This is a genomic window from Natrinema sp. SYSU A 869 (assembly GCF_019879105.1).
Taxonomy (GTDB): Archaea; Halobacteriota; Halobacteria; order Halobacteriales; family Natrialbaceae; genus Natrinema.
The window spans coordinates 686,769-713,246 of record NZ_CP082247.1; the positions used below are offsets into that span (position 1 = coordinate 686,769).

Consider the following 26,478-nt stretch of genomic DNA (forward strand, 5'->3'; position numbering starts at 1 on the left):
GCGCAGATTAACTGCTACTGCGACGAGCGCAGCTGTGCTATCTCAATCGTCCGCTGGATTGTTGTCAGTTGACGGGTCGTCGAGACCACACAACGCCTGCGCTCGCTCGAGAACGGCAGTCGCTTCTGTCGTCGAAATCCGATCCTGACCGAAGGCCGCAGATTCGTACCCTTCGGTGACCTCACGGAGCAATGTGGCCTTCGTCTCGTCCTCGTTTTGGAAGGTACGATAGAACTCCCAGTGAGTCAGCGCGTCCCGGCCATCGATCTGTGATGACAGCGCCTGACGAACCGCCACATAACTCGAGTGGGCCGCGTCGTCGGGCCGGCCGCGTGAGAGTTGGTCACTCGCTCGCTCGAGCAGCGGTTCGACAGCGAATTGGTGTACTGACTGCTCAGACCCAGACGACTCAATGCCGGTAGCGGGGGAGTCCTGATCGGCGCCAGGACCGTTTGGAGCAGGGCTCGTCCCCCCCGATTGGCGATACCACCAGCCGACGAGGCCGCCAACGATCACGAGGCCGAACCCAACTGCGAGCCAATCCCACCGAGGAAGTCCTAATTCCGTTCTCCCTGAACCAACAGTAACGATCGTCTCAGCGGTCGCTGACTTGATATTGGATTCGTGGCCCTCGTAGACAGCGACGACTCCCATGTCGTTGCCACCGACCGAATTCGGAATGGTGACTGTCTCCTCGAACGTCCCGTCCGCCATCGTAGTCGTATTTCCAACAGTCGTTCCATCGATCTGGATTTGAACAGGTTCGCCGCCAATCCCGTCACCGCCGTCGGTGGCTAGCGTACCATCGAGCACGACTCTCCCATCGCCTGCCGACGTCCCCGCAACCGAGAGCGAACTATCTGTCTCGCGGACCATTATACCCGACGCGTCGCTCGTCGGGGCGAGAGCCCGATCTTCGAACGGGAATCGGACGCGCAGTTCAGTTTCACCGTCGGGAACCGACGCAGGCACGTTGGCGCTCCCATTGAACTCGCCGTCCGTTACAGTGACCGTGCCAATACGCTGCCCATCAAGGATCACCGCAAGGGGGACGTCATCAACGGGAACACCGTCGACATCGACTTCTCCGGCGACAGTCGCTTCTGTCCCATAAGCGACCTCACTGCTGGCCTCACTGAGGGAAACCGTCGGTTCGGTCTGCCCGATCGAGACACTGACGTTTGTCCTGTCACCCAAGTATGTCGATTGTGTATTCGGAACATACCGAACCTCGAGTTCCTCAACTGATAGCGACTCAGTAGTTGGTCGATACTCGAGAGAGAACACCCCGTTCGAATCCGTTGAGACTCGCTTCGTGTGGTTGTTGATATCCAGTCGAATCTCCGTATCGGCGATCGGATCGCCATCCGACGTCCGTAGCTCTCCTGTAGCAACCAGCGGCTCGACGAACGAGATCGTCTCGCGTTCGGGTGTAACTGTCAGGTCCGTTTCGACGAACTCCTGTTCGCGGACCGTCATCTGTTCGGACCGGATGTCTTCGGTAACCCCCTCGATCGCTGCGTTCGGTTCCGAGAGATCAGCACCTGTCCCCGCCTCAACCGAGTCGTAGCTCTCACGAACAGAGCCGCCCAGAGAGTTGATTTCGTTGGCAAGCGTCTCGAGTTCGCGAGCGAGTTCACGTGCGCGCCCTTCGTCACCAGCTTCGCGAGCGGCTTCGTACTCCGCTTTCGTTTCCCGGTACTCTTGAACCGCGTCTGTCAATTGTGATTGTTTCTCGCTGGCGTTCTCGAACTCGTCCGCAAGATTATTGCCTTCGGTTTCCCCGGCGACATCGACGTACTGCTCTAGTCGGTTTTGGTACTCCTCGTCGATGTACCCCTTCGCGAGTTCGTACTCACCCTCGCTCAACTGGATCGCACCCTCACCGAGTTGGCTACTCATTCTGTCAGTCAGCCACCCCTCGACGCCCTCTAGATCCCCGTTTTCGGAGTAGTTATCGGGGTTCCGATGGGGGGACGTCTCGTTTTGATCTTCTTCACTATCAGTTTGCTGGACCGCAACACGCTGGACGGCATCACCGTCTTTCGCGACGGCCACGCCTGTCAGGCCGGCCCCGGCAGTAGCCCCAAGTAAGAGGACAAGGAAGGTGAGAACGACCGCATGGCCGCTGACGTTATTCACAGTAGCGCCATTTGTGTTCCTTATTAATAAGGTATTCTCTCGAACGAAAGAACACTAGTGGGTAACAATTACATGTTCATTCGTCACTATGGCACTGTATGGCGTTCTCAGCGCCTTTCTAAGCTGTTTTTCAAGCGTCCGATTGAGACGTTGTCTTTCGAAATTCAACCACGAGCGATATTGCACAACGATTCACCCCGATCGCACCACTGGAGATCTGATCGATTCTCGCCCAGTAACCAATAGTTTCAACAGGGTCTCGGAAAGTCTGTCCAGACATGCAGCCCACGCGCCGGGGATGGACAGTTGTGGCACTCACCGTTGTGCTCGCCATCCTCGCGATGGTGTTCGCGCGTCCGCTTACACTTGTTGGTGCAGCTCTCGTTGGTACGTGGTTTCTGACCCATCAGTACCGCTTCGCCCGCGATCTCGAGCGAACGGTAGCGTCGTTGTCCGTCGTTCAGTCCACGGCCCAGACTAGTGTTCACACTGGAGACGTGATACCGGTTACACTCGGTGCAACGCGCGAAGCCGACACGGCGCTAACGGTCGAGATCACCGCCGGGCTTCCGGTCGCAAGTGAGGCAACCAAACCCTTCACCGTCACTCTCGAGTCGACTATCGAGCGGGCGGACCGAATGCGAATGGTCACCTGGCCAGTCGCCGGTAACCACTCGTTCGAGGGAGCGACTGTAACGGCGACAGACGGACTCTTCCGCGAGACGCTCACCGCAGGTCCGGCACCGATGGTAACGGTCGAACCACCCAGTACCCAACGGGTTCACGTCGGTGAGGGTGGCAACCAAGTTGCTGCTTCGTACGGCAGCCATGACGCCGGACAGGCCGGTTCGGGGATTGAACTGGCGGAACTCCGTGAGTACGTACCGGGCGACCAAGGGAAAGAAATTGACTGGAAAGCAACTGCACGGCATGCGACACCGTACGTCCGTAAGTACGAAGCCGAAACCGATCGGCGGACACTGCTCGTCGTCGACCACCGCGCCTCGCTCACGACCGGTCCTGGGACCATAACGAAACTAAATACGCTCCGAGAGGTAGCGTTGGTCATCGCGGGGAACGCACGTCGACTCAACGACCCACTTGGTCTGGTGACGGTCGGTGACGATGGGATCACTAACCGCCTCAGTGTGGCCTCACCGTCCGTCAACTATGGGCCAGTCAAGCGTCACTTACTCGATCTCACGCCGACAATTGAGGCAAATGCAAACCAAACAGATCCATTCTCCGGCCGCGCCAACTCGAACTCGACAAATGGACCGAGAGATTCAGTATCTCCGTCGACCCATTCGGAGGCCCGTTCGTCGACCACGGTTGGTTCAAGTGGAAACGGTACCACACTCGCTCGACGGCACACCGGCCCACGGATGTACAACGGTCACTCACCAATCTAGAGGGAACAGATGACACGTTCGCGCAGACGCTACGCCTCTTCTACAACGATCGGCAGAGATATCAGGAACGTATCGCCGAGGACCCACTCTATGGTGCGGTCCATACCGGGGTAACGGAAAACCAGGGAAGAATCTGGACAGTCATCTGTACTGATGACTCGCGGCCGGCTGAACTACGTGAGACGGTTACACTTGCTCAGCAGAACGGGAACAGAGTGACTGTCTTACTCGCTCCCTCAGTGCTTTACGAACCGGGCGGTCTCGCAGATGTCGAGCAAGCCTACGACCGATACATCGAATTCGAGGAGTTCCGACGGGAGCTTTCACGGATGGATAATGTAAGAGCACTTGAGGTCGGGCCAGCTGACCGACTGGCGACAGTGCTTGAAGCAGGACGATCTGGTGGTGATGGACTATGAGTGTCCGCATCGACGCAGTACCATCTGCAAGTGGCCATGACTGGCCGACCGTCGCTGCGTTCGTCGCGCTCGTCGTCGCTTTCGGCGTGGTCGCTGGCCCGCTTGGCGTGCTTGCAGGGCTCGCGACTGCGCTACTCGGATACGTACTCGGACCACCATACGCGCTAGCGGCCGGTCACGTTGCGCTTGTTGCGTGTACTCCTGGTGGAATCGATCCACTCTCGTTCGTAGTCGTCGAAGTCGCGTTCCTGGGCGTCGTGCTCGCGCCCGTCCATCGGACCACTAGTTCGAGTCACGTCGCGCTCGTTGCCGTCGCGAGCGCCCTTACGCTCGCTGGGGTCATGTGGATCGTCGTCGGCTCACAATCGATCTGGCTGGCCGCCGTGACCCTGCTTTCAGTGCTTGCGATAATCGCTTACGGGCACCATCGTCTCGAACTCGTTCAACTCGGGCTAATCCCGGGCAGCGATCGAGACCCCTTACTGGACGATACCGAGCGGACGACCAATTCAGGGAACGAGACAACTGACGGAAACACCACTAACCATGAGTAAGAAGGATGTTGACTTCGATACGAAAATTTCCGACTTAGATGCTAGTCCCCCGACCGGTGATCACGCTGCGGAAGGGGAGACAGATCACCTCGAACAGACAGCACGAACGGAGCTCTTAGAACAGGAGAACCGGCGATTACGAGCCGAGTATGCCCGCACGCATCAAGCACAGTATCGTCGGACAGCAGTGGGGCTAGCATCCATCGGAGTTTTCGCTTGTCTCGGTGCGGTCCTCTTCCCCGACAGTCGGGAGGTGCTTTTTGCACTCGCCGCAGTGGGGCTGTTCGGTGGGGTACTCACGTACTACCTGACCCCCGGCACGTTCGTTGCCGCGACCGTCGGCGAGCGAATTTATGCTGCGATGGCGATCAATGAGGCCGTGATCGCTGACGAACTCGGATTGAGCGATGAGCGCGCTTATCTGCCAACCGGTGATGCTGCAGGGGTCCGTCTCTATGTTCCCCAGCGGCCGACCGATGAGTTCCCCGAGACACTGGAGGGACCGATCGTGACTGATCCCGATCACCGTGGGCTCGCCCTCGATCCCACCGGGAGGACGCTGTTCGAAGAGTTCGAACGTACCCTTACTGACGAAATTGCCACCGCACCGGAACCGCTCGCAGCCCAGCTCGTAGACGGACTCGTCACACAGTTCGAACTTGCAGGAGGAGCGGATTCGGACGTCGACACGAAGACGGGGCGCGTCACCGTCGCTGTTGACGACAGCGCGTTCGGTGATATTGACCGGTTCGATCACCCAGTTGCCTCGTTCCTTGCGGTTGGCTTCGCTACTGGCCTCGAACAGCCAATCAAGCTCGAGGTTACATCGGGAGATGAGCGGTCTGACTGGCTCATCACGTGTCGCTGGTCCGATAATAGTGGAATCGACGACGAGAGTGAAGAGAAAACGACCGACGACGGAATCAGGGAAAGAACCGAGTAAGGTCCGGGTGCAGGCAGCGTATGGATTTCGTCTCAGGTGAGGATTACTGGAGTGTAGTGTTACCACCGTCGCTTGCTTCGGTGGCGTTAGAGACACCGCTTGTGTCTGCACTCGGCGGATCAGCCGCATCAACGATGTCTGAGATGACATCTGCTGGATCGACGTTGCTCAGGTCTGCATCAGTGCTTAACACGAGCCGGTGGCGCAATACTGGTTCGGCAATTGCCTTCACATCATCCGGAATAACGTAGTCACGACCATGAATTGCGGCTCGTGCTTTCGATCCGCTGAGAAATGCCAACGTCGCACGCGGTGAGGCACCGTGGGAAACGTCTGCATGGTCTCTCGTCGCAATCACTAGATCCAACGTATACTCCTTGACAGGCGGGGCAATATGGATTTCTTCAACGGTTTGTCGTGCGTTGACGAGAGCCTGTGGCTCGATGACCTGATCGACATCGTCGGGGTCGAGTTCGGGATTGTTGTCGAACCGGTCGAGCAATTTCCTCTCGTCCGGTCGATCCGGCAGATCTAGTGTCAGCTTGAACTGAAAGCGGTCCCGTTGGGCTTCCGGCAACTGGAATACACCCTCGGACTCGATTGGGTTCTGCGTTGCAACGACCATAAATGGGTCAGGCAACGAGAGCGTCTCACCTTCGATAGTCACACGTCGTTCCTCCATTGCCTCGAGCAGAGCACTCTGGGTCTTCGGCGTCGCGCGGTTGAGCTCGTCGGCAACTACCAAGTTAGCAAAGACGGGACCACGCTGAAGTTCGAACGTCCCCGCGTTCTGTCGGAAGATATGTGTTCCCGTGATGTCGGCCGGGAGCGTGTCGGGGGTCATCTGAATCCGGTTGTATTCGAGACCGGTTGTCCGTGCGAAGAGGTTCGCAAGCGTCGTCTTGGCGATGCCTGGAACCCCCTCAAGCAGGAGGTGGCCACGGGTCAACAGCGAAATCGCTAGATACTCGACTGCCTCATCGTTGCCGATCAGGACACGGTCAATCTCCGAACGAAGTAATTCATAGATTGCTTCGGGATCGCCACTCGTCCCGTCGACCGAATCGATGTTCCCACTCATTCGTCGGTTTCTCCTTCCGAACGTGGATGGTTAAGCGCTTTTATCACTCGGTCGATCTGTTCTTCATCCCACTCAGGATGGCGACTGCGAAGAAATTCGGCCCGCTCGTCGTTGGAGAGTTCGGGCCGCTTCCGTCTCCGATCACGACTCCCAGAGGACTGGAGACGTGTTGGGAACTTCGATCGCGCACCCTTGAGTATGGATCGAACACGCGCTTGCGACAGGATCGCAACGAGCCCGATTCCGACGGTACCAACGAGCAACTGTAACAGCGGGGAATCCTGAATAACTAGCATCGCGGCAGCCAAGGGGGGCAGCTTGGTCCCGTGTGACCGATCGAAGATGACGTGATCGGCGTCGGTGTACAATCCGCGCACGAACGCACTGTTATCCGGTTCATTGTACATCGCGTTTATCGTGATACTCGGATCACCAACAACAACGACTTGTCCCTCACTGATGTTCTCAACTGTGGCGACCGGATACGATTGCAAGTCATCCTGTTCGTCCAACCCATCTTCCTCAGGGCCGAGATACGCGAAGTCACTAGTCGATACTAGTACTGTTGCGTTACCCGCATCAATAGCAGTCGCATGGTTGAGCGTCAGCTGCTCAACGCCGGTTGTGAACGTGTGATTCTCGACGCCCGTTGCGACCGGCATTGTCGGTCCGCGGAAGTGATGGCGTTCGTCTCGGAGAAGTTGTCTATCAGCCTGTGCTTCAGCACCGACATCGGCAAGCAAGGCGTTCCCGGGCTCACCGAAGTTCTCGAGGACGACTAGGGTACCGCCGTCCGCAACGAACTCTCGGATGCGTTGGGCATCCTCATCCTCGTAGCGTTCGTCCGGTGTAGTCACAAATGCCACTGTCTCGTTAGCTGGCAGTTCCTGGTACTGGGCAGTATCACGCACGAGATGGCTCTCGACAGCGGGATTATCTGCACTGTCCTGATGGAAGTCAGACGAGCCGTCCCATGCGTGATTGTATAGACCGAATGAAGTCGACGATGTCGCCGCGGTGGCCCCTAGTGCGACGAGTACGGTAAGGGTAAGCGCAAGCAACAGAGCCCGTGGCCAATCGATCCTGCTACCATCGCTGAGCAAGCCGGTATGCCAGCTCATTGGACCTCCTTCACGGCTTGAGCAGACGGCAGTTCCCGATATCGGTGCACACTGTATCTCATATTTAGATTACCTCCGGTGGCAGGATCTCGAGAATCCGCCGGACGACGACCATCACGAAGCCGACGAGGCCGAGTAGAATGAGCCACCGCAACCGACGGCGCCACGTTGGCGTGACGTTGAACGGCGCAGTGAGTTCTATGATGACTAAAATCCAATCAGCGAGAGGACGAAGAACAACTCGTAGGAGAGTGCGTTCAACAGTGCGAGCGCGAGCACCGTTGCAACCATCCACGCGATGTTCCCACGAACGAACTGCATTCGACGCTGAGTTGGCATCCATTCGAACGAGTAGTACAGAGATACCTAAACGTAGCGCACTGTCAATGCGAGCAGTGGGACTGTCCCTCGAACTCACAGGCTGTGTTTCTGTCTTCGATCTGATCGAAGCCTCAGTCCGATATTTCACTATCTCGCGTAATACTAACTACTCGAGACCCGAACGATAACTGTGACGATAGGCTGGGACGACGAGGACCTGAGGCGGTATCTCGGACCCGTTGACGACCCCGACACGCTCGTGGAAGCGTTCGAATTGCTGTCTCGCTCGCGGTCAGTCCATGGATATTACCGATAGGCTTGCTGTTCATCGTGCTTGTGTACGGCGTGTTCGGGATCCCAGCCGTGGACTTGTGCTGCGGATACTCTGGGAACAGGCGTATCCCGAACGGAGCGACTGAGAAAAGAACAGGTATCTCGTCTTTCAGTCCTTTGTCCACTATTTCGAACGCCTCGAGAAGCGTTTAGTGGCTTTACGGACAACTTCGCTGTGGCCACCGTGCCCGTGTCAATCGCGAAGCCGCCGAGGTACTGTAACAGCGATTCGGGTATTGAGATGCCGATATACTAAGTCGCCCATCAGTGTTAATAATACTGTTATTGGTGTGCGGGTTAAAGCGCGATAGTTAATATTTTAGTATAGCATCTTAATAGTCCACATATGCCGTCGAACACGACACCAATTCCGGTAACGATTCTGAGTGGGAGCCTCGGTGCAGGGAAAACAACGACGCTCAACCACGTACTGAACAGTAACCGAGAGCTAAATACTGCCGTCGTCGTCAACGACATGGGCGAAGTGAACGTCGATGCCGACCTCGTCGAGCGCGAGTCGGACCTCTCCCAAGACGGTGAGGACATTATCGAACTCTCGAACGGCTGTATCTGCTGTCGTCTCCGCGGCGACATGCTTGAGGAGATCGGTCGGCTGGCCGAGACCCGTGACTTCGACTACCTGCTCGTCGAGTCGTCCGGGATTAGCGAACCGATCCCGGTCGCACAGACGTTCGCCCGCGGGTTCGAGGATGCGTCGTTCGATCCGACCGGCGTCTACGAGCTCGATACGATGGTCAGCGTTGTCGACGCCTACAGCTTCTGGCAGGGGTTCGACTCGGGACAGGCACTGACCAACAACGACATCGAACCCAAGGGGAGTCAGGTCCCCGAGGGGGTCCTGATGGACCAGATCGAGTTCTGTGACGTCCTCCTGTTGAACAAGTGTGATCTGGTTCCCGACGAGGACCTCGCGGAAATGGAAGCGGTCCTCAGCGCGCTTCAGCCGCGTGCGGAGATCGTTCGTACTGAACACGGCAGCGTCGACCCCGACGTAATTCTGGACACGGGTCGGTTCGACTTCGAGCGTGCGAGTCAGTCGGCCGGCTGGAAGCGCGAACTTCAGGGGGGACATCATCACGACGCCGCCGCCGCTGAACACGGCGTCGAATCGTTCGTCTTCGAGGTCGACAAGCCGTTTCACCCGGAACGAATCGCCAGCCTACTCGCCGATTTCCCGGATGGCGTCATCCGAGCGAAAGGGTTCTTCTGGTCGGCCGGGCGAGAGGACGTCGCGATGGGCCTGGACAAGGCCGGACAGTCAGTCCGGGCCGGCCCGGCCGGGACGTGGATCGCAACGCTCCCGGAGGCCGAACGGAAGCAGTACTTCGCCGCTCGACCCGGTATCGAGGACGACTGGGACGAGGAGTGGGGCGACCGCGGGATCCAGCTCGTGTTTATCGGCCGCGAGTTCGACGAAGCGGGGCTCGTCGACCGGCTCGAGGACTGTCTCCTGACCGACGAGGAGATGGACGGCGACTGGAGCCAGTACCCAGATCCGTTCGGGGCGGACGAGCAGCGCGAACTGGCGCTCGCCGACGACTGAGATGGCCGACGAACTGCTTCCGGTCACGATCCTGAGCGGCGGGCTCGGGGCCGGCAAGACGACGACGCTCAATCACCTCCTCAGGGAAGGCGGCGAGCGCCACGACATCGCCGTGCTCGTCAACGACGTCGGGGAGGCGAACATCGACGCGGACCTCGTCGAGAACGGTACTGATCTCTCGATCGACGACGGCACCGTCACCGAGCTCTCGAACGGCTGTATCTGCTGTGGGCTTCGGGACGAACTGGACCGCGAACTCGAACGACTCGCCACCCAGGAGACGTTCGACTACCTGCTCATCGAGCCGTCGGGGATCAGCGATCCCGTCCCGATCGCCGAGCGGTTCGTCTCCGCGGGGCGCGTGGCCGCGCGATACGATCTCGATTCGATCGTCACCGTCGTCGACGCCGCGCAGTTCCACTGGGCGTTCGTCGCCGGCGAGCCGCTCGAGCAGACGACCGACGGGACGCGGCCGCTGTCGGACCTCCTCGTGGAGCAGGTGGAGTTCTGCGACGTCGTCCTGTTGAATAAGTGCGACCTCGTCGACGACGACGAGCGCCGGGCCGTCGAACGAGTACTTCGAATGCTTCGTCCCGACGTCGAGATCGTTCGAACGACCGACGGACGGGTCGATCCGGATCGGACACTGGAGACGGGCCGATTCGACAGCGCCGAGATCGACGCCGCAGCGAGGTGGAAACGCGCGATCGATGACGATGAACGCGCTCCGGACAGCACCCACGACCACGGCCATGCAAATGATGACGGACGCGAGCACGGTTACGGGGACGATGACGGACACAAACACGGGCGTTCGAACGACGGAGAACACGAACACAGCCACGAGAGCGATGGCGAACACGACCACCTGCATCCGCCGGCGGAATTCGGTGTCGAGTCGTTCGTCTACGATCGCTATCGACCGTTCCACCCGGAACGTGTCCACGATTGGCTCACCTCGTTCCCGGAGTCAGTCATCCGGGCGAAGGGCCACTGCTGGGTCGCCGGCCGCGAGCGCTACGCGCTCGACCTGAGCCAGGCCGGGACGGAGATTCACGTCGACGTCAATGGCCGCTGGGCGGCGACGCTGCCGTCGTTCCAGCGAGAGTCGTACCGTGAGTCGCAATGGGACGGCCACTGGGACGAGGAGTGGGGCGATCGCGAGACGAAACTCGTGTTCATCGGTGCGGGAATGGACGAGACTGCGATCGTCGACGCGATGGACGGCTGTCTCCTCGACGACGCCGAGATGCGCCATGAGTGGGATACGTACGAAAATCCGTTTCCTGGAGACTGGAACGGTTCGGCACCACCCGAGGAGCAGCGGCTCGTGATCGACGAGACGCGATGAACGGATCCCGTCACAGCCGGTTTCGACTCGAGGACTGACGATCACTGACGAAACGCACGCCGACGAGCGGATCTCACCCACGAGCCAGCTGACTGATTCCGGGTCTCGTCGCGGTCCGCTGTCTCTCTGCCGACTCATCCCGTTTGGTCGGCGATAGATCCGATCGGCCTCGAGTGCGTTTCGGACCGGGTTCAACGGTAGACGTCTGAAACGACGAGATATCGATACTGTTCTCGTGTGTTGCACCTGCATCGGATCGACAGCCGCGACTACGACTACCATGTTATTAACAATAGTTACTATGATCACAACCCTTATTATCTTGATCCAGTAGACTAGTAACAGATGACGCAACAGAGCCGTCGACGATTCATCGGAATGGGGATCGGAGCCGCCGCGATCGGTACGATCGCGGGGTGTGTATCGAATCCGATCGACAGCGAGAGCGAAGGAACGGTGACCCAGTCCTCGTTTTTCGTGTTCGGCGACTTTGCGAGCGCGGTCGCGGGCGAAACTGCGACGGCGGAGACGCTGGTCCCGGTCGGGCAGCACGGTCACGGCTGGGAACCGGGGCCGCAGATCCAGGGAACGGTCCTCGAGTCGGACCTTTTCGTCCGCGTGACCGAGGGGTTCCAGCCCTGGGCCGACGACCTCGCAGAGAGCCTCGAGGACGACGACGCCGACGTTCGTCTCGTCAGTGCCGGCGCGAGCGTCGACCGTCTCGAAGCCGGCCACGATGACGGCGATGAGCACGAGCACGACGAACACAACCACGAGGACCACGCCGATCACGGTCACGAGGATGAACAGAATGACAACGAGGACCATGACCACAATCACGCCGTCGGCGACCCCCACTTCTGGCTCGATCCGACGCGCGCGATAACGGCCGTCGAGGCCATCCGCGACGGGTTCGTCGCCGTCGACGGCGCCAACGAGGACGCGTACGTCGACAACGCCGACGAGTACTGCGCCAGACTCGAGGAGCTCGACGAGACGTTCCAGTCGACGCTCGCGGACGCGTCCAAGGACGTCGTGCTCGTCGCCGGCCACGACGCGTACCAATATCTCGGTCACCGCTACGACTTCGAGATCAAGACGCTGACGGGGCTGGCACCCGACAGCCAGCAGACTCTGGCGGACAACGGGCGAGCACAGGAGATCATCGCGGAACACGACCTCGAGTACGTCTGTGTCGACCCGCTGGAATCGCAGACGGCGGCCGAGCGACTCGTCGAAGAGACGGACGCGACGGGCATCCTCCCGCTGACGCCGATCCCGGGCCAGACGCAGGAGTGGGTCGACGAGGGCTGGGGGTACGTCGAGATCATGGAGAACATCAACCTCGAAACGTTGTCGGAGGCCCTCGATACGCGATGAACGACTCGACCTCGACTGACTCCGAACCGGAGTGGACCGGGTCGGCGGGACCGGGGGCATCCGATCCGTCTCCCTCCACACTGATGGCGGTCGTCGTCGGCCCCGCAGAGCGGCCGGCCTGTACGATCTATCCGCCGGACGTGGCCACCCCCTATCGGACGACGACGTGGATAACGGCTCACGGGGACGCGTTCGTCGACCCGGAGGAGATGCGATGACGACCGCACCACCGGATGAACAGGATGCAACGGAGCCCATCGTCAGCATCGACGATGTGACGTTCCGGTACGGCGACCGACCGGTCCTCGAGGACGTCTCGATCGACGTCGATCCGGGCGCGTTTCTCGGACTGGTCGGGCCGAACGGAAGCGGCAAGAGCACACTCCTCGAACTTGTGCTCGGTCTCAAACGCCCGGACGCGGGGTCGGTGACGCTCTTCGGGGACCGCGCTCACGAGTTTGACAACGGTGAACGGATCGGATACGTCGCACAGGATGCCACCGAGACGGCGCGGACCATGCCGATGACGGTGCGCGAGGTCGTCGCAATGGGGCGATACCCCCACCGGCTCGTCGGTCGGTTCTCACGGGCAGACCACCGGGCGATCGACGAGGCGATCGCACGCGTCGGGATTACAGACCTCGCGTCGCGTCGCATCGGCCGGCTCTCCGGCGGACAGCGACAACGCGTGTTCATCGCCCGAGCGCTGGCGTCCGAGGCGGACCTCCTGATACTCGACGAACCGACCGTCGGCGTGGACGCGGAATCGCGGGAGGCGTTCTACACGCTCCTCGGCGACCTGAACGCGTCCGGGCTCACGATCGTCCTCATCGAACACGATATCGGCGTCGTCACGACGCACGCGACCGAGATCGCGTGTCTCAACCGCCGTCTGTACTTCGACGGCGATCCGGCGGACTTCGTCGCGACCGACGCCCTCTCGCAGGCGTACGGAACCGACCAGCACGTCGTCCACCACGATCACTGACCCATGACCACACGAACTACACCCGTACCTGACGCGACAAGCGAGAGCATGGCGATGGTATCATCGTTCCTCGGCATCGCGTTCGATCTCTTCGACTGGTTCCTCGAGGACGTCTACGGCGCGAGGATGGACTGGCTCGCCGACTTCCTCGGCGCATCGATGCTCGGCTATCCCTACATGCAGCGGGCGTACCTCGGTGCCGTATGTATCGCCGTTATTGGACCGCTCGTCGGGACGTTCCTCGTGCATCGAGAGCTCGCAATGATCGGTGATACGCTCGCCCATACTGCCTTCGCGGGCGTCGCCGTCGGACTGTTCATCAACGCGACGTTCTCGCTGTCGCTGCCGCCGCTGCTCACCGCTTTCGTGGTGGCGGTCGTCACGGCTCTGCTTGTCGAGTTACTAATTGAACACGCTGGCGCGGACAGCGATACGTCGCTGGCGATCGTGTTGACCGGCGGGTTCGCGCTCGGGAGCATTCTCATCACGGCGACGGATGGCGGGATCGCCGTCGGGATCGACGCCTACCTGTTCGGGAGTCTGGCGACCGTTTCGAAGTCGGACGTCGGGCTTCTCGTCTTCATGTGTCTGCTCGTTGGCGGGGTTGTCTCACTCGCGTATCGACCGCTGTTGTACGTCACGTTCGATGCGACGGCCGCCCGCACGGTGAGAATAAAGGTCAGACGCTACAAACGGCTCATGGTTGTTCTCACGGCGTTCGTCGTCGTCAGCGCAATGCAGATCATGGGCGTCATCCTGGTCGTCGCGATGCTCGTCGTGCCGGTCGCGACCGCGGCGCTCGTCGCCCGAAGCTTCAAGCGATCGATCCTCCTCGCGATACTCGCCGCCGAGTTCGCGGCGGTCGTCGGCGTCACGGTTTCGTACGCCTACGGCATCGCCGCCGGCGGCTCGATCGTCCTTACGGCAATCGGCGTCTACGTCGCCGTACTTGGTTCCCGAAAGTTACCTCGAGAAATACCCGTTCCGACGATGACGGGACGGAACCGGGATCTCGTCGAACACTCCGCAGACGGCATCAAGGCAGACGGGGGTGAGGAGGAATGACTGGCGAATCATCGCGTCGACGACGGAGACGCACGTTCGGACAGCCGGATCGACACCGCGAATCGTTCTCCCTCGAGTTATCGAGGCGGACGGCGCGTTCACGGAGAAACCTACACTTTTACAACCAAAACTTCAGTACTACAAGCAAGGTTGTATGAACGAACTGCTCGATGCTGACCGGACGATGGTCGACGGTTCCCGCTGCAGATCGCCCAGAACCGACCGTGCCAGGAGGAGGCACAAAGTTCCACGAATAGGACAGCACACTGCCCGGTGTGACGGTCAAGCACGACGGCACTGCCGGTTCTCCGATCACAATAATTGCTCGAGGAAGATCACTCGAGCGCGAGCGCAACCGACTGTTCACTCCCTCTACTGAGATGTTACGTGCCCTCCTCTCTCGACTCGGGTCGCTGTCGGCCGTGATGGTCGGCGTCTCACTGATCACGTACGGGTTCGTGTTTCTCACACCGGGCGATCCGGCGTACACGATCCTCAGAGAGCAACGCCAGAGCCCCCCGTCGGCGTCCGAAGTCGCGGCTTTCCGCGCCGAACACGGACTGGACGATCCCTTCCTCGTCCAGTACGTCTCGTGGCTCACCGACGCGGTTCAGGGAGACCTCGGAACCTCGTACTATCAGTCCGAACCCGTGACCTCGCTAGTGCTCGCACAGCTGCCGAACACGCTCGAGCTCGCACTAGCGGCGACGGTCATCTCGGTGCTGGTCGCTGTTCCGATGGGCGTGGTCAGTGCCGTCCACCGTGACACCTGGATCGATCGGACTAGCCAAGTTGTCGCGTTGATCGGCGTCTCGATGCCGAACTTCTGGCTCGGCTACTTGCTACTGCTCGTGTGCTCGCTGTGGCTCGGCCTGACGCCCGTCGGCGGGGCAGGGACCCTCGGTCACCTCGTGTTGCCCGCGATCACGCTTGGCACCGGGATGGCCGCAATCGTCACGCGGCTCGTCCGGACGTCGATGCTCGAGGTCCTCGAGGCCGAGTACGTCGATACTGCGCGGTCGAAGGGCGTCCGTGAACGGCTCGTGGTGTACAAACACGCGCTCCGGAACGCCCTCGTCCCGGTCGTAACGATCGTCGGGCTCCAGTTCGGGACCGTGATCAACGGTGCCGTGATCGTCGAGGCCGTCTTCCAGCGCCCCGGGTTGGGGACGCTACTCGTCGACGCTGTCTTCGCCAGAGACTACCCGATCGTCCAGGGCGTCGTTCTGGTGACGGCGGCCGTGTTCGTCGTGACCAACCAACTCGTCGATCTCGCGTACGTTGCGCTCGACCCGCGCATTGAACGCGGACGCGGAGGTGAGCGACCGTGAGCGAACGACGCTCCGGACCACTTCCCTCAAGCGCGGATCCGGCTGGTCTCCTCGAGCGGGGGCGACAGCTCGTCCCGCGGACGAACGCCCAGATCCGGCTGGGTGGCGGAATCGTCGGGCTGCTCGTGGCCGTCGCCTTCGTCGGCCCAATGGTGTCGCCGTATGATCCGGCAGCACAGGCACTCGAGGCCCGGCTTCAGGGACCATCGTTCGCTCATCCGCTTGGAACCGACGCGCTCGGCCGCGACGTGGCTACCCGGCTCGCCCACGGGGCTCGCGTCTCACTCGCACTAGCGCTCGGGGCGACGGCTGTCCGCCTCGTGATCGGAACGGCGATCGGCCTGCTCGCTGCGACGGGTGGGCGCGTCGTCGGCACTGTCCTGATGCGGCTCGTCGATATCCAACTCGCGTTCCCTGGACTCGTGCTCGCGCTCGTGATCGCCGGCGTCCTCGGGCCGAGTCTGCGAAACGTCGTCATCGCGCTCTCGATCGTCGGGTGGGCCTCGTACGCGCGGGTCATTCGAGGGAGCGTCCTCTCGATCAAAGAACGACCGTTCGTCCAGGCTGCGAAACTCTACGGGACGCCGTGGCACCGGCTCGTTCGCCGGCATCTGCTGCCACACGTCGCGAGTCCGGTAGTGGTCCTCGCGACGCTCAACCTCGGGACAGTCGTGCTGGCGGCCGCCGGGCTCTCCTATCTCGGACTGGGTGCCCAGCCTCCGACGGCCGAATGGGGGTCGATGATCGCTGACAGCCGGAGCTACCTGCGATCGGCACCGTGGCTCGTCACCGCACCCGGCGTCGCGATCATGCTGACCGTCATCGGCTTCAACCTACTCGGCGACGGGCTGCGAGACGCACTGGATCCCGACCACCTTGACGACCGCCAACGGAGACGAACCTGACCATGAACAACGCACTCGAGATCGAAAACCTCCACGTTCGATTCCACACCCGATCCGAAACGGTCCACGCAGTCAACGGCGCATCGTTCGAAATTGCCCCCGGCGAAATCGTTGGGCTGGTCGGCGAGAGCGGCTGTGGGAAGTCGGCCACCGCGCGATCGATCGTCCGCCTCGAATCGCCAGGCGAGATCACCGACGGCAGCATTCGATACGATGGCCAAGAGCTGACGACGGCCGACGACCGGACGCTCCGGCGGCTTCGCGGACGGGAACTCGCGATGGTCTTTCAGGACCCATCGACGACGCTGAACCCGGTGTACCCGGTTGGCGAACAGATCGCCGAGGCGCTGCGGATCCACCGCGACCCGGACCGTCAACCGTTCCTCAAAGAACTCGCTCTCGGGACGAGTTCCCGGCTCCGATCGACGCGGCTCCGGTCGGATGTCCTCGATCTCATGGAGACTGTCGGCATCCCCCGCCCCGGCGAGCGGATCGACGCCTGCCCACATCAGTTCAGCGGCGGCATGCGCCAGCGAGCGATACTTGCGATCGCACTCGCCCGTCAGCCGTCGGTGTTGATCGCCGACGAGCCGACGACGGCTCTGGATACGACGACGCAAGCGGCCATCCTCGAGCGGCTGGCTGAACTCAACGACGCACGCGGGATGGGAATGCTGGTGATCAGCCACGATTTCGATGTCGTCTCGGCGCTGTGCGACCGAATCGTCGTCATGTACGACGGCGTCGTCGTCGAGCAGGGCCCGGCCGACGAACTCCGTTCGAATCCCGCGCATCCGTACACGAAAGCGTTGCTCGGATGTCTGCCGAGCCGAGCCGATCCGCAGTCGCGATTGCCAACGGTCGAGGGGACACCACCGGACGGCACGTCGCCGTCGACGGGCTGTGCGTTCGCCGATCGCTGTCCGTTCGCGACCGACGACTGCCGCGGCCGGAATCCGCCCGTCGTCTCGGTCGGCCCGGATCGAACGGTCCGGTGTGGCGTGCCCAAAGCGCGCGACGCGTCGCTCGAGTCGATAGACGGCCGACAAACGACTGCGGAGACAGTGAGTAGTGCGCCGAACCCGTCGAACGCGTCGAGCACATCGGGTGTGTCAGATGCGCCGAACACGCCGTCGTCGCTGGCCGTCGACGGCGGGACAGCCGCGTCCCCCGCAAACGCGACAGTCGACTCACATACGGGCGGCAAGCCGACAACCGCTCTGTCGCTCGAGCCCGACGACTCGAAACCGGACGATCAGTCGACGCAGTCGAACGAACCGATCGTCGAACTCGAGTCCGTCACGAAGTCGTTCCGCCGCTCCGACGCGCTCGTCGACCGACTCCTCGGAGCCGACGATCGGATTCCGGCAGCCAGGAGCCTCTCGCTCGAGCTTCGCGCCGGCGAGACGGTCGGGCTGGTCGGCGAGAGTGGCTGTGGCAAGTCGACACTCGCGAAACTGATCGCGGGGCTCGAGGAACCCGACGACGGAGCTGTCAAACTCCATGGCCACCAGGTCGGCGTCGTCGACGGGCGGACGAGCGCGCAACTGGCCGAGATCGGTGTCGTATTCCAGCATCCGGGTGCGAGCCTCGACCCGAAGCGGACAGTGGCACAATCGATTGCCGAACCGCTGCTCGAGGCGGGGTGGTCGACGCCGCGGCGAACTGACCGCGTCGCGGAGGTGCTCTCGCTGGTCGATCTCTCGCCTGAGTGTGCCGATCGGTATCCGAAACAACTGTCCGGCGGGCAGCGCCAGCGCGTCGCGATCGCTCGCGCACTCGCGCTGGAACCGTCTGTACTTGTGGTCGACGAGCCGACGGCCGCGCTCGACGTCTCGACCCAGGCGACGATACTGAACCTGCTCGCCGACGTACAGGACGAACTCGGGCTCGCGACGCTGTTCGTCTCGCACGACCTCGATGTCGTTCGCCACGTCGCGGACCGAGTCGCAGTGATGTACTGCGGGCAGCTCGTCGAGACCGGCCCCGCTCGCTCAACGCTCTCGACGCCGACACATCCGTACACGCAAACGTTGCTAGACGCGATCCCGGACGATCGACGGGACGATGGGGCGGACACGAGTCAACGCGACGACGCGCTTGCGGGAGAGCCGCCAAGTCCTGCAGAACCACCGTCGGGCTGTGCCTTCCATCCGCGCTGTCCGGTCGCCACCGGGGAGTGTTCGCAGATCGAGCCGTCGTTGGAGTCCGCTGGCGACTCCCAGTCGCGCTGTCTGTATTCGGACGAGTGGACAGACGACGCGGATCGACGAGGTGGGGATCCGGATCGGCGGATGAGGGACGCGGATCGTTCGCGATCGGACGGCGAGCGAACGGATTCTGACTCGAGCATGTACGACGCCGATACCGAGGAATCGCACACTGAGACTACTGACGGCTCTCCAAGCCAATGACGCACGACAGTTACTTCATGATGGATCGCCGAACCGCACTGCAAACGACGCTCGGAACCGCGACACTCGCCGTCGCCGGCTGTCTCTCAAGCAACGCCAAGAGTGCCGATTTCCGGATCGGGAGCCCGTGGAAACCGAACCGGGATCCCCTCGATGGCGGGAGCATGATTCGCCGGCTCGGAATCACGGAGGCCCTGCTCGGCGTCAATTACGACGCCGAGCCGGCCCCCGAACTGGCGACCGAGTGGGTGCGACTTGACGATCGGCGATGGGAGTTCACGCTCCGGGAGGGCGTCACGTTTCACGATGGCGATGCCGTCGACGCGGCGGCTGTCATCGACTCGCTTCGCCGGACCACCGAGTCGACCGCGTTCGCGGATGTCCCGATCGAGACTGTCGAGGCGGTCGACGAAACAACCGTTGCCGTGACGACGACAACGCCGTTCGCTCCGTTACCGGCGCATCTCTCGCGCAACGAGGCGGTGATCCTCAGTCCCGACGCTGTCGACGCGGACGGGTCAGTCACTGACCTGTACAGCACCGGCCCGTTCGCCGTCGACTCGTTCCGGCCCGAGACCGCGGTTCGAACCGTCCGCAACGACGACTACTACGGGCAGTCGCCCGCCCTCGAGTCCGTCCGCTACGAGGTCGTCGCGGACGACCAGACGCGCCGGATGAAACTCGAGACCGGCGAACTCGAGATGGCGCGGACCCTCCCCCACGAGACGGTCGACTCGCTTGAGTCGACCGACGGGATCGATGTCTACACGCCGGCGGTGCCGCGGGTACGGTTCCTCACGTTCGATACGGACTCGGAACCGTTCGATGACGAACGCGTTCGACGGGCGGTCTCCCTGGCAATCGATCGGGAGACGATTACCGAGTCACTGCTCGACGGGGTCAGCGATCCCGCCATCAGCCCGTTTTCGTCGTCGATCACGGAGTGGGGGAATCCGGACCTCGATCCGAATCCGTACGATCCGGACCGAGCCCGGACACTGCTTTCCGAGGCCGGCTGGACCGGCGGGACCGGGGGACGAACCCGCGACGGCGAGCCCCTCTCGGTCGAGTTTCTCACCTTCGACGCCAGGAGCCTCCCACTCATCGCCGAGGTGATGCAGGACCACCTCGCCGACGTGGGAATCGAAGTCGACGTGACGGTCCTCGAGTACAGCGCGATGATCGATCAAGTCGGCCAAGGCTCGTTCGACGCGTACCTCACGTCGTGGGGGACTCTCTGGTACCCCGATCCCGATCGGCTTGCCGAGATGTTCCATTCGACGGCCGCATCGTTATACCACGGGTACGAGAACGACCGCGTCGATACGCTGCTCGAGGAGGCGCGGAAACTCGATGATACCGATACGCGGCGGGAACGATACCACGAAGTCCAGTCAATCGTCGCGGAAGAAGCGCCGATTGCAGTGATAACGAATTACACGAATGTTATCGCGACCATCACAAATGTCCGCGGGTATGAGCCCCATCCGACGGAATCGAAGTACGGACTCGAGTCGATCTCCCTGGACGATGACTAAAATAGTTTGAGACCAATAAGGTCAGCCATTCCATAGACTACAATATATGTTCTATATTATTACTGATCCCACATCTCTTGTCTCTAAAATCGAACCCCTATCGATGATAAGTGTGGTTTATTTTAATATTACTGTTGACAATAGATGCAGTATTATCGGCGTCACATTTCCCGTAGCGTTCCCGGAAGACTAAACTCGCAATGACTTCGTCTCTGGCCTGTTCAAGCGTTCTATGCGGTAACCGGTTCGTCATATAATCGATAGCAGTAGACAGCCATACCGCTCGTCGAGACGAATCTCGGTTTCGTCGTCCGAGACATGATCTGGACTTCGACTCATATCAGTTAATCTTATTTTTAAATTACCTTGACTGTCATTGATTCCATTCACTAGCCGAATCTGCCGAGAACCCAAACAGTATTTGAAGACGAAAATTCTTCAAAACAGAACGAACTCAACTTCACCAACAGCCTTGGTGATGCTTCTCACTCTATACGACCCTGATCAATCTCATAAGTACTATTATTGAAGTGAGTTTTCGGGCAGAATTCCCTCAGAAGACGCGACGCTTCACTGTTCAATCGGTATCTGAACACCGCCAAGCGACTGCGCTAGTCATACCAGACAGGCACCAGTGGAGGTGGAAAACTAGACGGAGACTTCTCTCACTTCCGTTCTCTATCACTGATAGTGGGGACTCAATACAGCGTAACGGTTACTTCGTGTTTTGGCATATCGATACGAACTCGGCTCCTCTCGTGTCGCGACTGTGTATTTGAGTTTGGGGGAGGATGACAAACCCGATATTTACATACGTACGTTTGTAATAAATGTTGCGCTGACTTCGTGATCTGCCGTACCAGAGGCCGTTTTACGCGTAAGGAACATGGCTGTTGTACGAATCAGGACGCCGTAATAGACATAGAATATCGTTCTCTATGAGTGGAGCGACAGTGTCTCCGACTTTCCCTTCCGCTTCTGCAAGTGTTTTCGTCCCGGTCTCGAAAAGCGGCCGAACGTGTACTGTTTCGATCGGTGCATCGCGTTCGGCAGCCTCAATGTCTTCGAGAAGCGTGCGTAGACACCTGCGAACGACGGAGAAAGGACCTGACGAGTGCGTCAGACCGGATACCGGCCAGCGGCTGATCGTCCCCGCCGAAGTCGTCTGGTCTCGTCACCGGCCCGCATAGTACGTCGGATCCGCGAGCGAGTCGACAGCCGATACCACCCTCCGAACCGGGAAAATCGTCACGCGTTCTCAAGCCCACGTACCCGCTATTACACTAGGTCGAACGTCCACCTCTGGTTTGCACCGCCGTTCCATTCCCACTGGACGACGGTAGCGCCGTCGTCCGTCGACGCGCCGTCGACGTCAGCGACCTTTCCGCTATTGGCGTTCTCGATGCGGTAGGTACCGTCACCGTTGTCGACGATGTGCCAGTCCTGGGTCGCGTGCCCGGTGTCGGCGTACTGCTGGACGTTCCCACCGTCGCTCGTATCGGCGCTGGTCACTTCCATGAGCTTCCCGCTGTTAACGTTCCGAAGGTGGAACGTCTCGTGGTCGTCCGTCTCGACCACATCCCACTGCTGGCAGGCGTGGCCGGTATCGCTGTACTGGTGAACGTCGTCGCCGTCGCTCGTTCCGGCAGCAGCGACCTCGAGGCGCTTACCGCTGTTGACGTTCGTGATCGCGTAGGTCCCCTCGCTGATACCGATACCGCTGGTGACATTGCTGCAGTCGTAGCTTCCGGTGCTCGGCATCGGGCTCTGCGTGCTCGGCGTCCCGTCGCAGGCGACGACCGGCCAGTCGTTCTCCCACTGGATTCGATCGAGCATCATCGTGCGGTCTTCTCGGTCCGCCGTGGCCTCGACGTGGTAGAGCATCCACCAGTCGCCGTTTTCGTCCCGGATCGCGGTGTTGTGGCCCGGACCGGTGAACTCGTCCGTCCCGTTGAGGATCGACACGCCGCTCCGATGCTCGTTCAGGTCGCGCAGATCGGTCCCGTTCTGATTGTAGTAGGGGCCGAAGAACGACTCGGACCGGCCGACCTCAAGCTCGTAGGTACTATCGTAGCCGTCACAGCAGTGGCCGGTCGAGTAGAACAGGTAATAGTAACCGTTCTCCCGGACGATCATCGGACCTTCGCGGTCGTCACCGGCCAGGTGGAACGTCGTCCCCGGGACGTAATCCATTCCGTCGCTCGTGAGTTCGACGCCGTAGAAGCCATAAAAGCTCCCCCAGACGATGTAGGGAGTGCCATCGACAACGCGGAACTCCGAATCGATACAGTTGGTCATCCCGAGGTCCTCATCCCTGAACACCGGTCCCTGATCCTCGAACGGGCCGTCCGGCGTGTCCGAGATCGCGACGCCGATCCCGGGGTTGTCGGTGCTCCCCCACGTCGAATAGGAGTAGTAGAGGTAGTACTGGCCGTTGTAGTAGTTGATGTCGGGCGCCCACACACCCGCGTCGGGATCGTCACGCCAGTCAGGGTAACTGTCGAACGCAGAATCGATGTACGTCCAGTTGGCCAAGTCATCCGAGGTCGCTATTGGAACGATGTCCTCCGGCGTCTCGGTCCCGTACGCGTAGTAGGTACCATCGTCAGCCTGGATAGCGGTCACGTCACCGAATCCGATCGGACCGACCGGATTGTGGTAATGGGTCGAACTGTCGTCCGCGGACGCCGACCCACTCGTCGCAACTGCACCCGCAGTTCCGAGCGCACCGACTCCGATCGTTTGCAGGACACTTCGCCTATCGATGTCTGTGTGTTCATGACTATCAGCCATGTGTTATGATTATAAACATCGATACATAATAATTCTTCGTATACCACATCTAACACTAGTCGACAGCACTGCAATTAAAGGGTAGTCGGGTCGGTACTCCATTTACACCGACGTGAACGGTCAGCGTTGATCGCCTAACCGCGGTCGCTCCACTGGATGACGCTGTCGGCGTCCTCCACAATACAACCTGGCAGCAGCGTTTGGCCACGTAACCGCCCTATCATTGCCGGATTCGCTGCAATCTTCGGACTACATAGATCATAGTCCAATACTATCAAAGAATATTTAGTAAATGATAGTGAATGGCAAATCGAATGGTACATAATCACAACCATAGATCGGTGACCAGTAACACCGATGACAACCGTGGGATCGTCTCTCGTCGACGCTTTCTGGCTCTCCAGTCGATGGTCGTGGCCGGAGCCGCCACCGGGACAGCGGTAGGGAATCCGCACACAGGATCCGCTGATGAAATACAGAACACCGTCTCGCTGAACCTCGCGGAACGAACGGAAGCAGCGGTTTCCGACCAGTTGTTCGGACGGCTCTGCGAGCACTACGAGTCAGGCACGATCTATCCGGGTATCTACTCCGAGCACGTCACGAACAACTCGTTCTATCCCAGGGAGTGGTCGGAAGACGATCACTTCGGCCCGAAGACGTTCTTTGACCCTGGATCGATAGACCGCCACGAGAACGTCCCGTTCCCGTGGGAACCCGTCGGCGACTCCGGCGTCGCCTTCGAGCAGCGAGAGGCCGGCGTCGCCGCCGTTGAGACGACAGATTACCAGCGAATCGCCATCGAGGACGCTCGTGGCGGTATCTCTCAAAAAATCGTCCTCCCAGACTTCCGCACACTGGGATACGACCTCTCGTTTTCGGTTCGTGGCGACGGTCTCGAGACCATTACCGCTGCCATCACGACGCTGGACGGCGAGACCCTCGCAGCCACCGACGTCGCCGTCGCCGACGACTGGAATCGTCACGAAGTCACACTCAAACTGGCCGAAGAGAGCGGCGATCAGTACGTCGCTGGGTCGGTCGCGGACGTCGAAACGCCCTACGGAAAGTATGTCCTCGAGTTCACCGCGGAGGGAAGCGGCCGCGTTGATTTCGACTGGATCATGCTTCGGGCGGACGACGCGATCAACGGCAAGTTCAACCCGTCGACCGTTGAGCTGATGCGAGAGCAGAACGCGACCTGGCTGAAGTGGCCGGGCGGGAACTTCACGAGTCAGTACAATTGGCGGGACGGCATCGGCCCGCTCGACGAACGGCCGATGCGCTTCAATCACGCGTGGGGCGGCGTCGATCCGAACTACTTTGGCACGGACGAGTACCTCGAGCTGTGTGAGGTCGCCGATCTCACGCCGCGTCTCACCGTCGGCTGGTGGGACAATCCGGGAGAGTGGGCGGCTGAGAGACAGATTCTCCCCAAAGACGCTGCCGACTGGGTCGAGTACTGTAACGGTTCGACGGACACGGAGATGGGTGCACTTCGTGCCGAGAACGGTCACCCGGAACCGTACGACATCGAACATTGGGAGGTCGGCAACGAGGTGTGGGGCCCGTGGCAGCGCGGTCACACGGCCGATCCCTCGGAGTACGCGAGCGGATCCGCGGAGCGGATCGGGTTCAACGAGTACTACGACGCGATGATGGCGGTCGACGACTCCATAACCGTCCTCGCGGATGGAATGGATCCGGGATACAACGAATCGAATACGCCGGATCCGGCCGAGTGGAACAGCACGCTGTTCGAAGAGTCGGGCGACCGCCTCGACGGACTGGACCTGCACCGCTACAACTGGGGAATCGAGAGCCAAGCGGAACGGGACGCGTGGTACGATGAGAACGACGCCGGCCCCATCGACTACAACGAGGTGTTGCTCATGTTCCCGACGCAATTTGGCGTATTGATGGACGAACTCAGCGCCGAGGCCGCCGATGCGGACATCGAGAACTTCCGGATCAACGTCGGCGAGTACGGGCTCTTCCCGTCGGTCGACGAGGGCGCTCCGTACCCCGGTCCGGAGACGATGCCGGGTGGCTCCTATATTTCGGGGATGCTCAACTCGTTCATCCGGCAGAGCGAGACCGTCGTCGAGGCCTCCCAGACGTGGGTGCCCGTCCGCATGTTCCCGCCAGAGTTCACCGAGGCACCGCCGGACCCGAACCCGCTGGCCCCGGCGGGATCGGTGTTCGGCCTCTACTCGGCGGTGTTCGAGACCAACGCCGAGTGGCACGCGATCGACCTCGACGTCGGCGGTGCCGGTCGAACGATTCCTGACACCGGCCCGCGAATTCGCCACATGGCGGATGTTCCCTACGTCGACGCCGCCGCCATACAGAACACGCGTGGGAAGGAACTGTGTGTCTTTCTGACTAACCGAAACCTCCGGGGAAGCAGTGAGGTCACCATCGACCTTCCCGAGGAGTACGCCGGCAAACCGGTGGCGATCACCCGCCACCGAGCGACTGCGAGCGAGCGACCGCTCCCACACGACTTTCAGGAATCGTGGGAGGAACCGGACGTCTACGAGGTCGACCATGCAATCGAATCCGTCGATCATGATGGCTCGCTCACGCTCGAGGTCGGACCCGCCGCAGTCGTCCGATTACTCGTCGACAACGATCACGGCCGTCCCGATACGGTCGGTGACGACGGCGTCTGGTCGGGACTCAACGGTAGTGAGTGCGAACACCATCCAGGAAACGGAAAGGGGCACGGTGGTCCGCCGTCTGACTCGCACGACCAGCGAGGATCCGGCAAACGATAGCGGTGTTACGGTGAGATCCCGTTCGTCCCACGGTATAGACCGC

At 60.7% G+C, this 26,478-nt stretch carries 19 protein-coding genes and 1 pseudogene; 15 read left to right on the plus strand and 5 right to left on the minus strand.

The window, feature by feature from the left end; translation table 11 throughout:
* Positions 1-42: 42 nt before the first annotated feature.
* Entirely contained in the window at positions 43-2,142 is a 2,100-nt protein-coding gene (locus K6I40_RS03130; RefSeq protein ID WP_255681355.1) for a hypothetical protein, read from the minus strand.
* 308 nt (positions 2,143-2,450) lie between these two features.
* On the opposite strand from K6I40_RS03130, the gene K6I40_RS03135 reads away from it, so the two are divergent.
* The 4 genes from K6I40_RS03135 (at position 2,451) to K6I40_RS03145 (ending at position 5,470) form a co-directional block, all read left to right on the plus strand.
* Entirely contained in the window at positions 2,451-3,554 is a 1,104-nt protein-coding gene (locus K6I40_RS03135) for a DUF58 domain-containing protein (protein WP_255681356.1), read from the plus strand.
* Positions 3,555-3,769: 215 nt separating this feature from the next.
* Complete coding sequence (locus K6I40_RS27775) at positions 3,770-3,973, plus strand: hypothetical protein (RefSeq protein WP_255681357.1); 204 nt, start codon at positions 3,770-3,772, stop codon at positions 3,971-3,973.
* Entirely contained in the window at positions 3,970-4,527 is a 558-nt protein-coding gene (locus K6I40_RS03140) for a hypothetical protein (RefSeq protein WP_222912810.1), read from the plus strand. The genes K6I40_RS27775 and K6I40_RS03140 overlap by 4 nt, the downstream gene beginning before the upstream one ends.
* A complete protein-coding gene (locus K6I40_RS03145; RefSeq protein ID WP_255681358.1) occupies positions 4,520-5,470 on the plus strand; it encodes a hypothetical protein in 951 nt (316 codons plus the stop codon). Before K6I40_RS03140 ends, K6I40_RS03145 begins: the two co-directional genes overlap by 8 nt.
* Positions 5,471-5,513: 43 nt before the next feature.
* Here the strand turns inward: K6I40_RS03145 and K6I40_RS03150 are convergent, their stop codons facing one another.
* From K6I40_RS03150 to K6I40_RS03160, 3 genes and pseudogenes are all read right to left on the minus strand, one after another.
* Positions 5,514-6,551: a MoxR family ATPase gene (locus tag K6I40_RS03150; RefSeq protein ID WP_222912811.1), complete on the minus strand. Its 1,038-nt coding sequence runs from the start codon at positions 6,549-6,551 to the stop codon at positions 5,514-5,516.
* On the minus strand, positions 6,548-7,672 hold the full coding sequence (locus K6I40_RS03155; RefSeq protein ID WP_222912812.1) for a DUF4350 domain-containing protein: 1,125 nt from the start codon (positions 7,670-7,672) through the stop codon (positions 6,548-6,550). Before K6I40_RS03155 ends, K6I40_RS03150 begins: the two co-directional genes overlap by 4 nt.
* Before the next feature lie 64 nt (positions 7,673-7,736).
* A pseudogene (locus K6I40_RS03160) lies at positions 7,737-7,993 on the minus strand (hypothetical protein).
* A gap of 679 nt (positions 7,994-8,672) precedes the next feature.
* Here K6I40_RS03160 and K6I40_RS03165 point away from each other — a divergent pair.
* From K6I40_RS03165 to K6I40_RS03210, 10 genes are all read left to right on the plus strand, one after another.
* Entirely contained in the window at positions 8,673-9,890 is a 1,218-nt protein-coding gene (locus K6I40_RS03165) for a GTP-binding protein (RefSeq protein ID WP_222912813.1), read from the plus strand.
* 1 nt (position 9,891) lies between these two features.
* Entirely contained in the window at positions 9,892-11,241 is a 1,350-nt protein-coding gene (locus K6I40_RS03170; protein ID WP_222912814.1) for a GTP-binding protein, read from the plus strand.
* A 345-nt stretch (positions 11,242-11,586) separates the two neighbouring features.
* On the plus strand, positions 11,587-12,621 hold the full coding sequence (locus tag K6I40_RS03175; protein WP_222912815.1) for a metal ABC transporter substrate-binding protein: 1,035 nt from the start codon (positions 11,587-11,589) through the stop codon (positions 12,619-12,621).
* Entirely contained in the window at positions 12,618-12,839 is a 222-nt protein-coding gene (locus K6I40_RS03180) for a hypothetical protein (protein ID WP_222912816.1), read from the plus strand. The genes K6I40_RS03175 and K6I40_RS03180 overlap by 4 nt, the downstream gene beginning before the upstream one ends.
* Positions 12,836-13,609: a metal ABC transporter ATP-binding protein gene (locus K6I40_RS03185; RefSeq protein WP_222912817.1), complete on the plus strand. Its 774-nt coding sequence runs from the start codon at positions 12,836-12,838 to the stop codon at positions 13,607-13,609. The genes K6I40_RS03180 and K6I40_RS03185 overlap by 4 nt, the downstream gene beginning before the upstream one ends.
* A gap of 48 nt (positions 13,610-13,657) precedes the next feature.
* Complete coding sequence (locus K6I40_RS03190; RefSeq protein WP_222913633.1) at positions 13,658-14,674, plus strand: metal ABC transporter permease; 1,017 nt, start codon at positions 13,658-13,660, stop codon at positions 14,672-14,674.
* Between the two features lie 380 nt (positions 14,675-15,054).
* Complete coding sequence (gene nikB / locus K6I40_RS03195) at positions 15,055-16,005, plus strand: nickel ABC transporter permease (RefSeq protein ID WP_222913635.1); 951 nt, start codon at positions 15,055-15,057, stop codon at positions 16,003-16,005.
* Positions 16,002-16,910: a nickel transporter permease gene (nikC, locus tag K6I40_RS03200; protein WP_222912818.1), complete on the plus strand. Its 909-nt coding sequence runs from the start codon at positions 16,002-16,004 to the stop codon at positions 16,908-16,910. The genes nikB and nikC overlap by 4 nt, the downstream gene beginning before the upstream one ends.
* Positions 16,911-16,912: 2 nt before the next feature.
* Positions 16,913-19,324, plus strand: a complete 2,412-nt coding sequence (locus K6I40_RS03205) for an ABC transporter ATP-binding protein (protein ID WP_222912819.1) — start codon at positions 16,913-16,915, stop codon at positions 19,322-19,324.
* On the plus strand, positions 19,321-20,862 hold the full coding sequence (locus K6I40_RS03210; protein WP_255681359.1) for an ABC transporter substrate-binding protein: 1,542 nt from the start codon (positions 19,321-19,323) through the stop codon (positions 20,860-20,862). Before K6I40_RS03205 ends, K6I40_RS03210 begins: the two co-directional genes overlap by 4 nt.
* A gap of 1,278 nt (positions 20,863-22,140) precedes the next feature.
* Here the strand turns inward: K6I40_RS03210 and K6I40_RS03215 are convergent.
* Positions 22,141-23,655 carry an RICIN domain-containing protein gene (locus K6I40_RS03215; RefSeq protein ID WP_222912820.1) on the minus strand — a complete coding sequence of 505 codons (1,515 nt, stop codon included), beginning with the start codon at positions 23,653-23,655 and terminating at the stop codon, positions 22,141-22,143.
* A gap of 341 nt (positions 23,656-23,996) precedes the next feature.
* On the opposite strand from K6I40_RS03215, the gene K6I40_RS03220 reads away from it, so the two are divergent.
* Positions 23,997-26,435 (plus strand): alpha-L-arabinofuranosidase, encoded by a 2,439-nt coding sequence (locus K6I40_RS03220; protein WP_255681361.1) that lies wholly within the window; start codon positions 23,997-23,999, stop codon positions 26,433-26,435.
* The last annotated feature ends 43 nt before the right edge of the window (positions 26,436-26,478 follow it).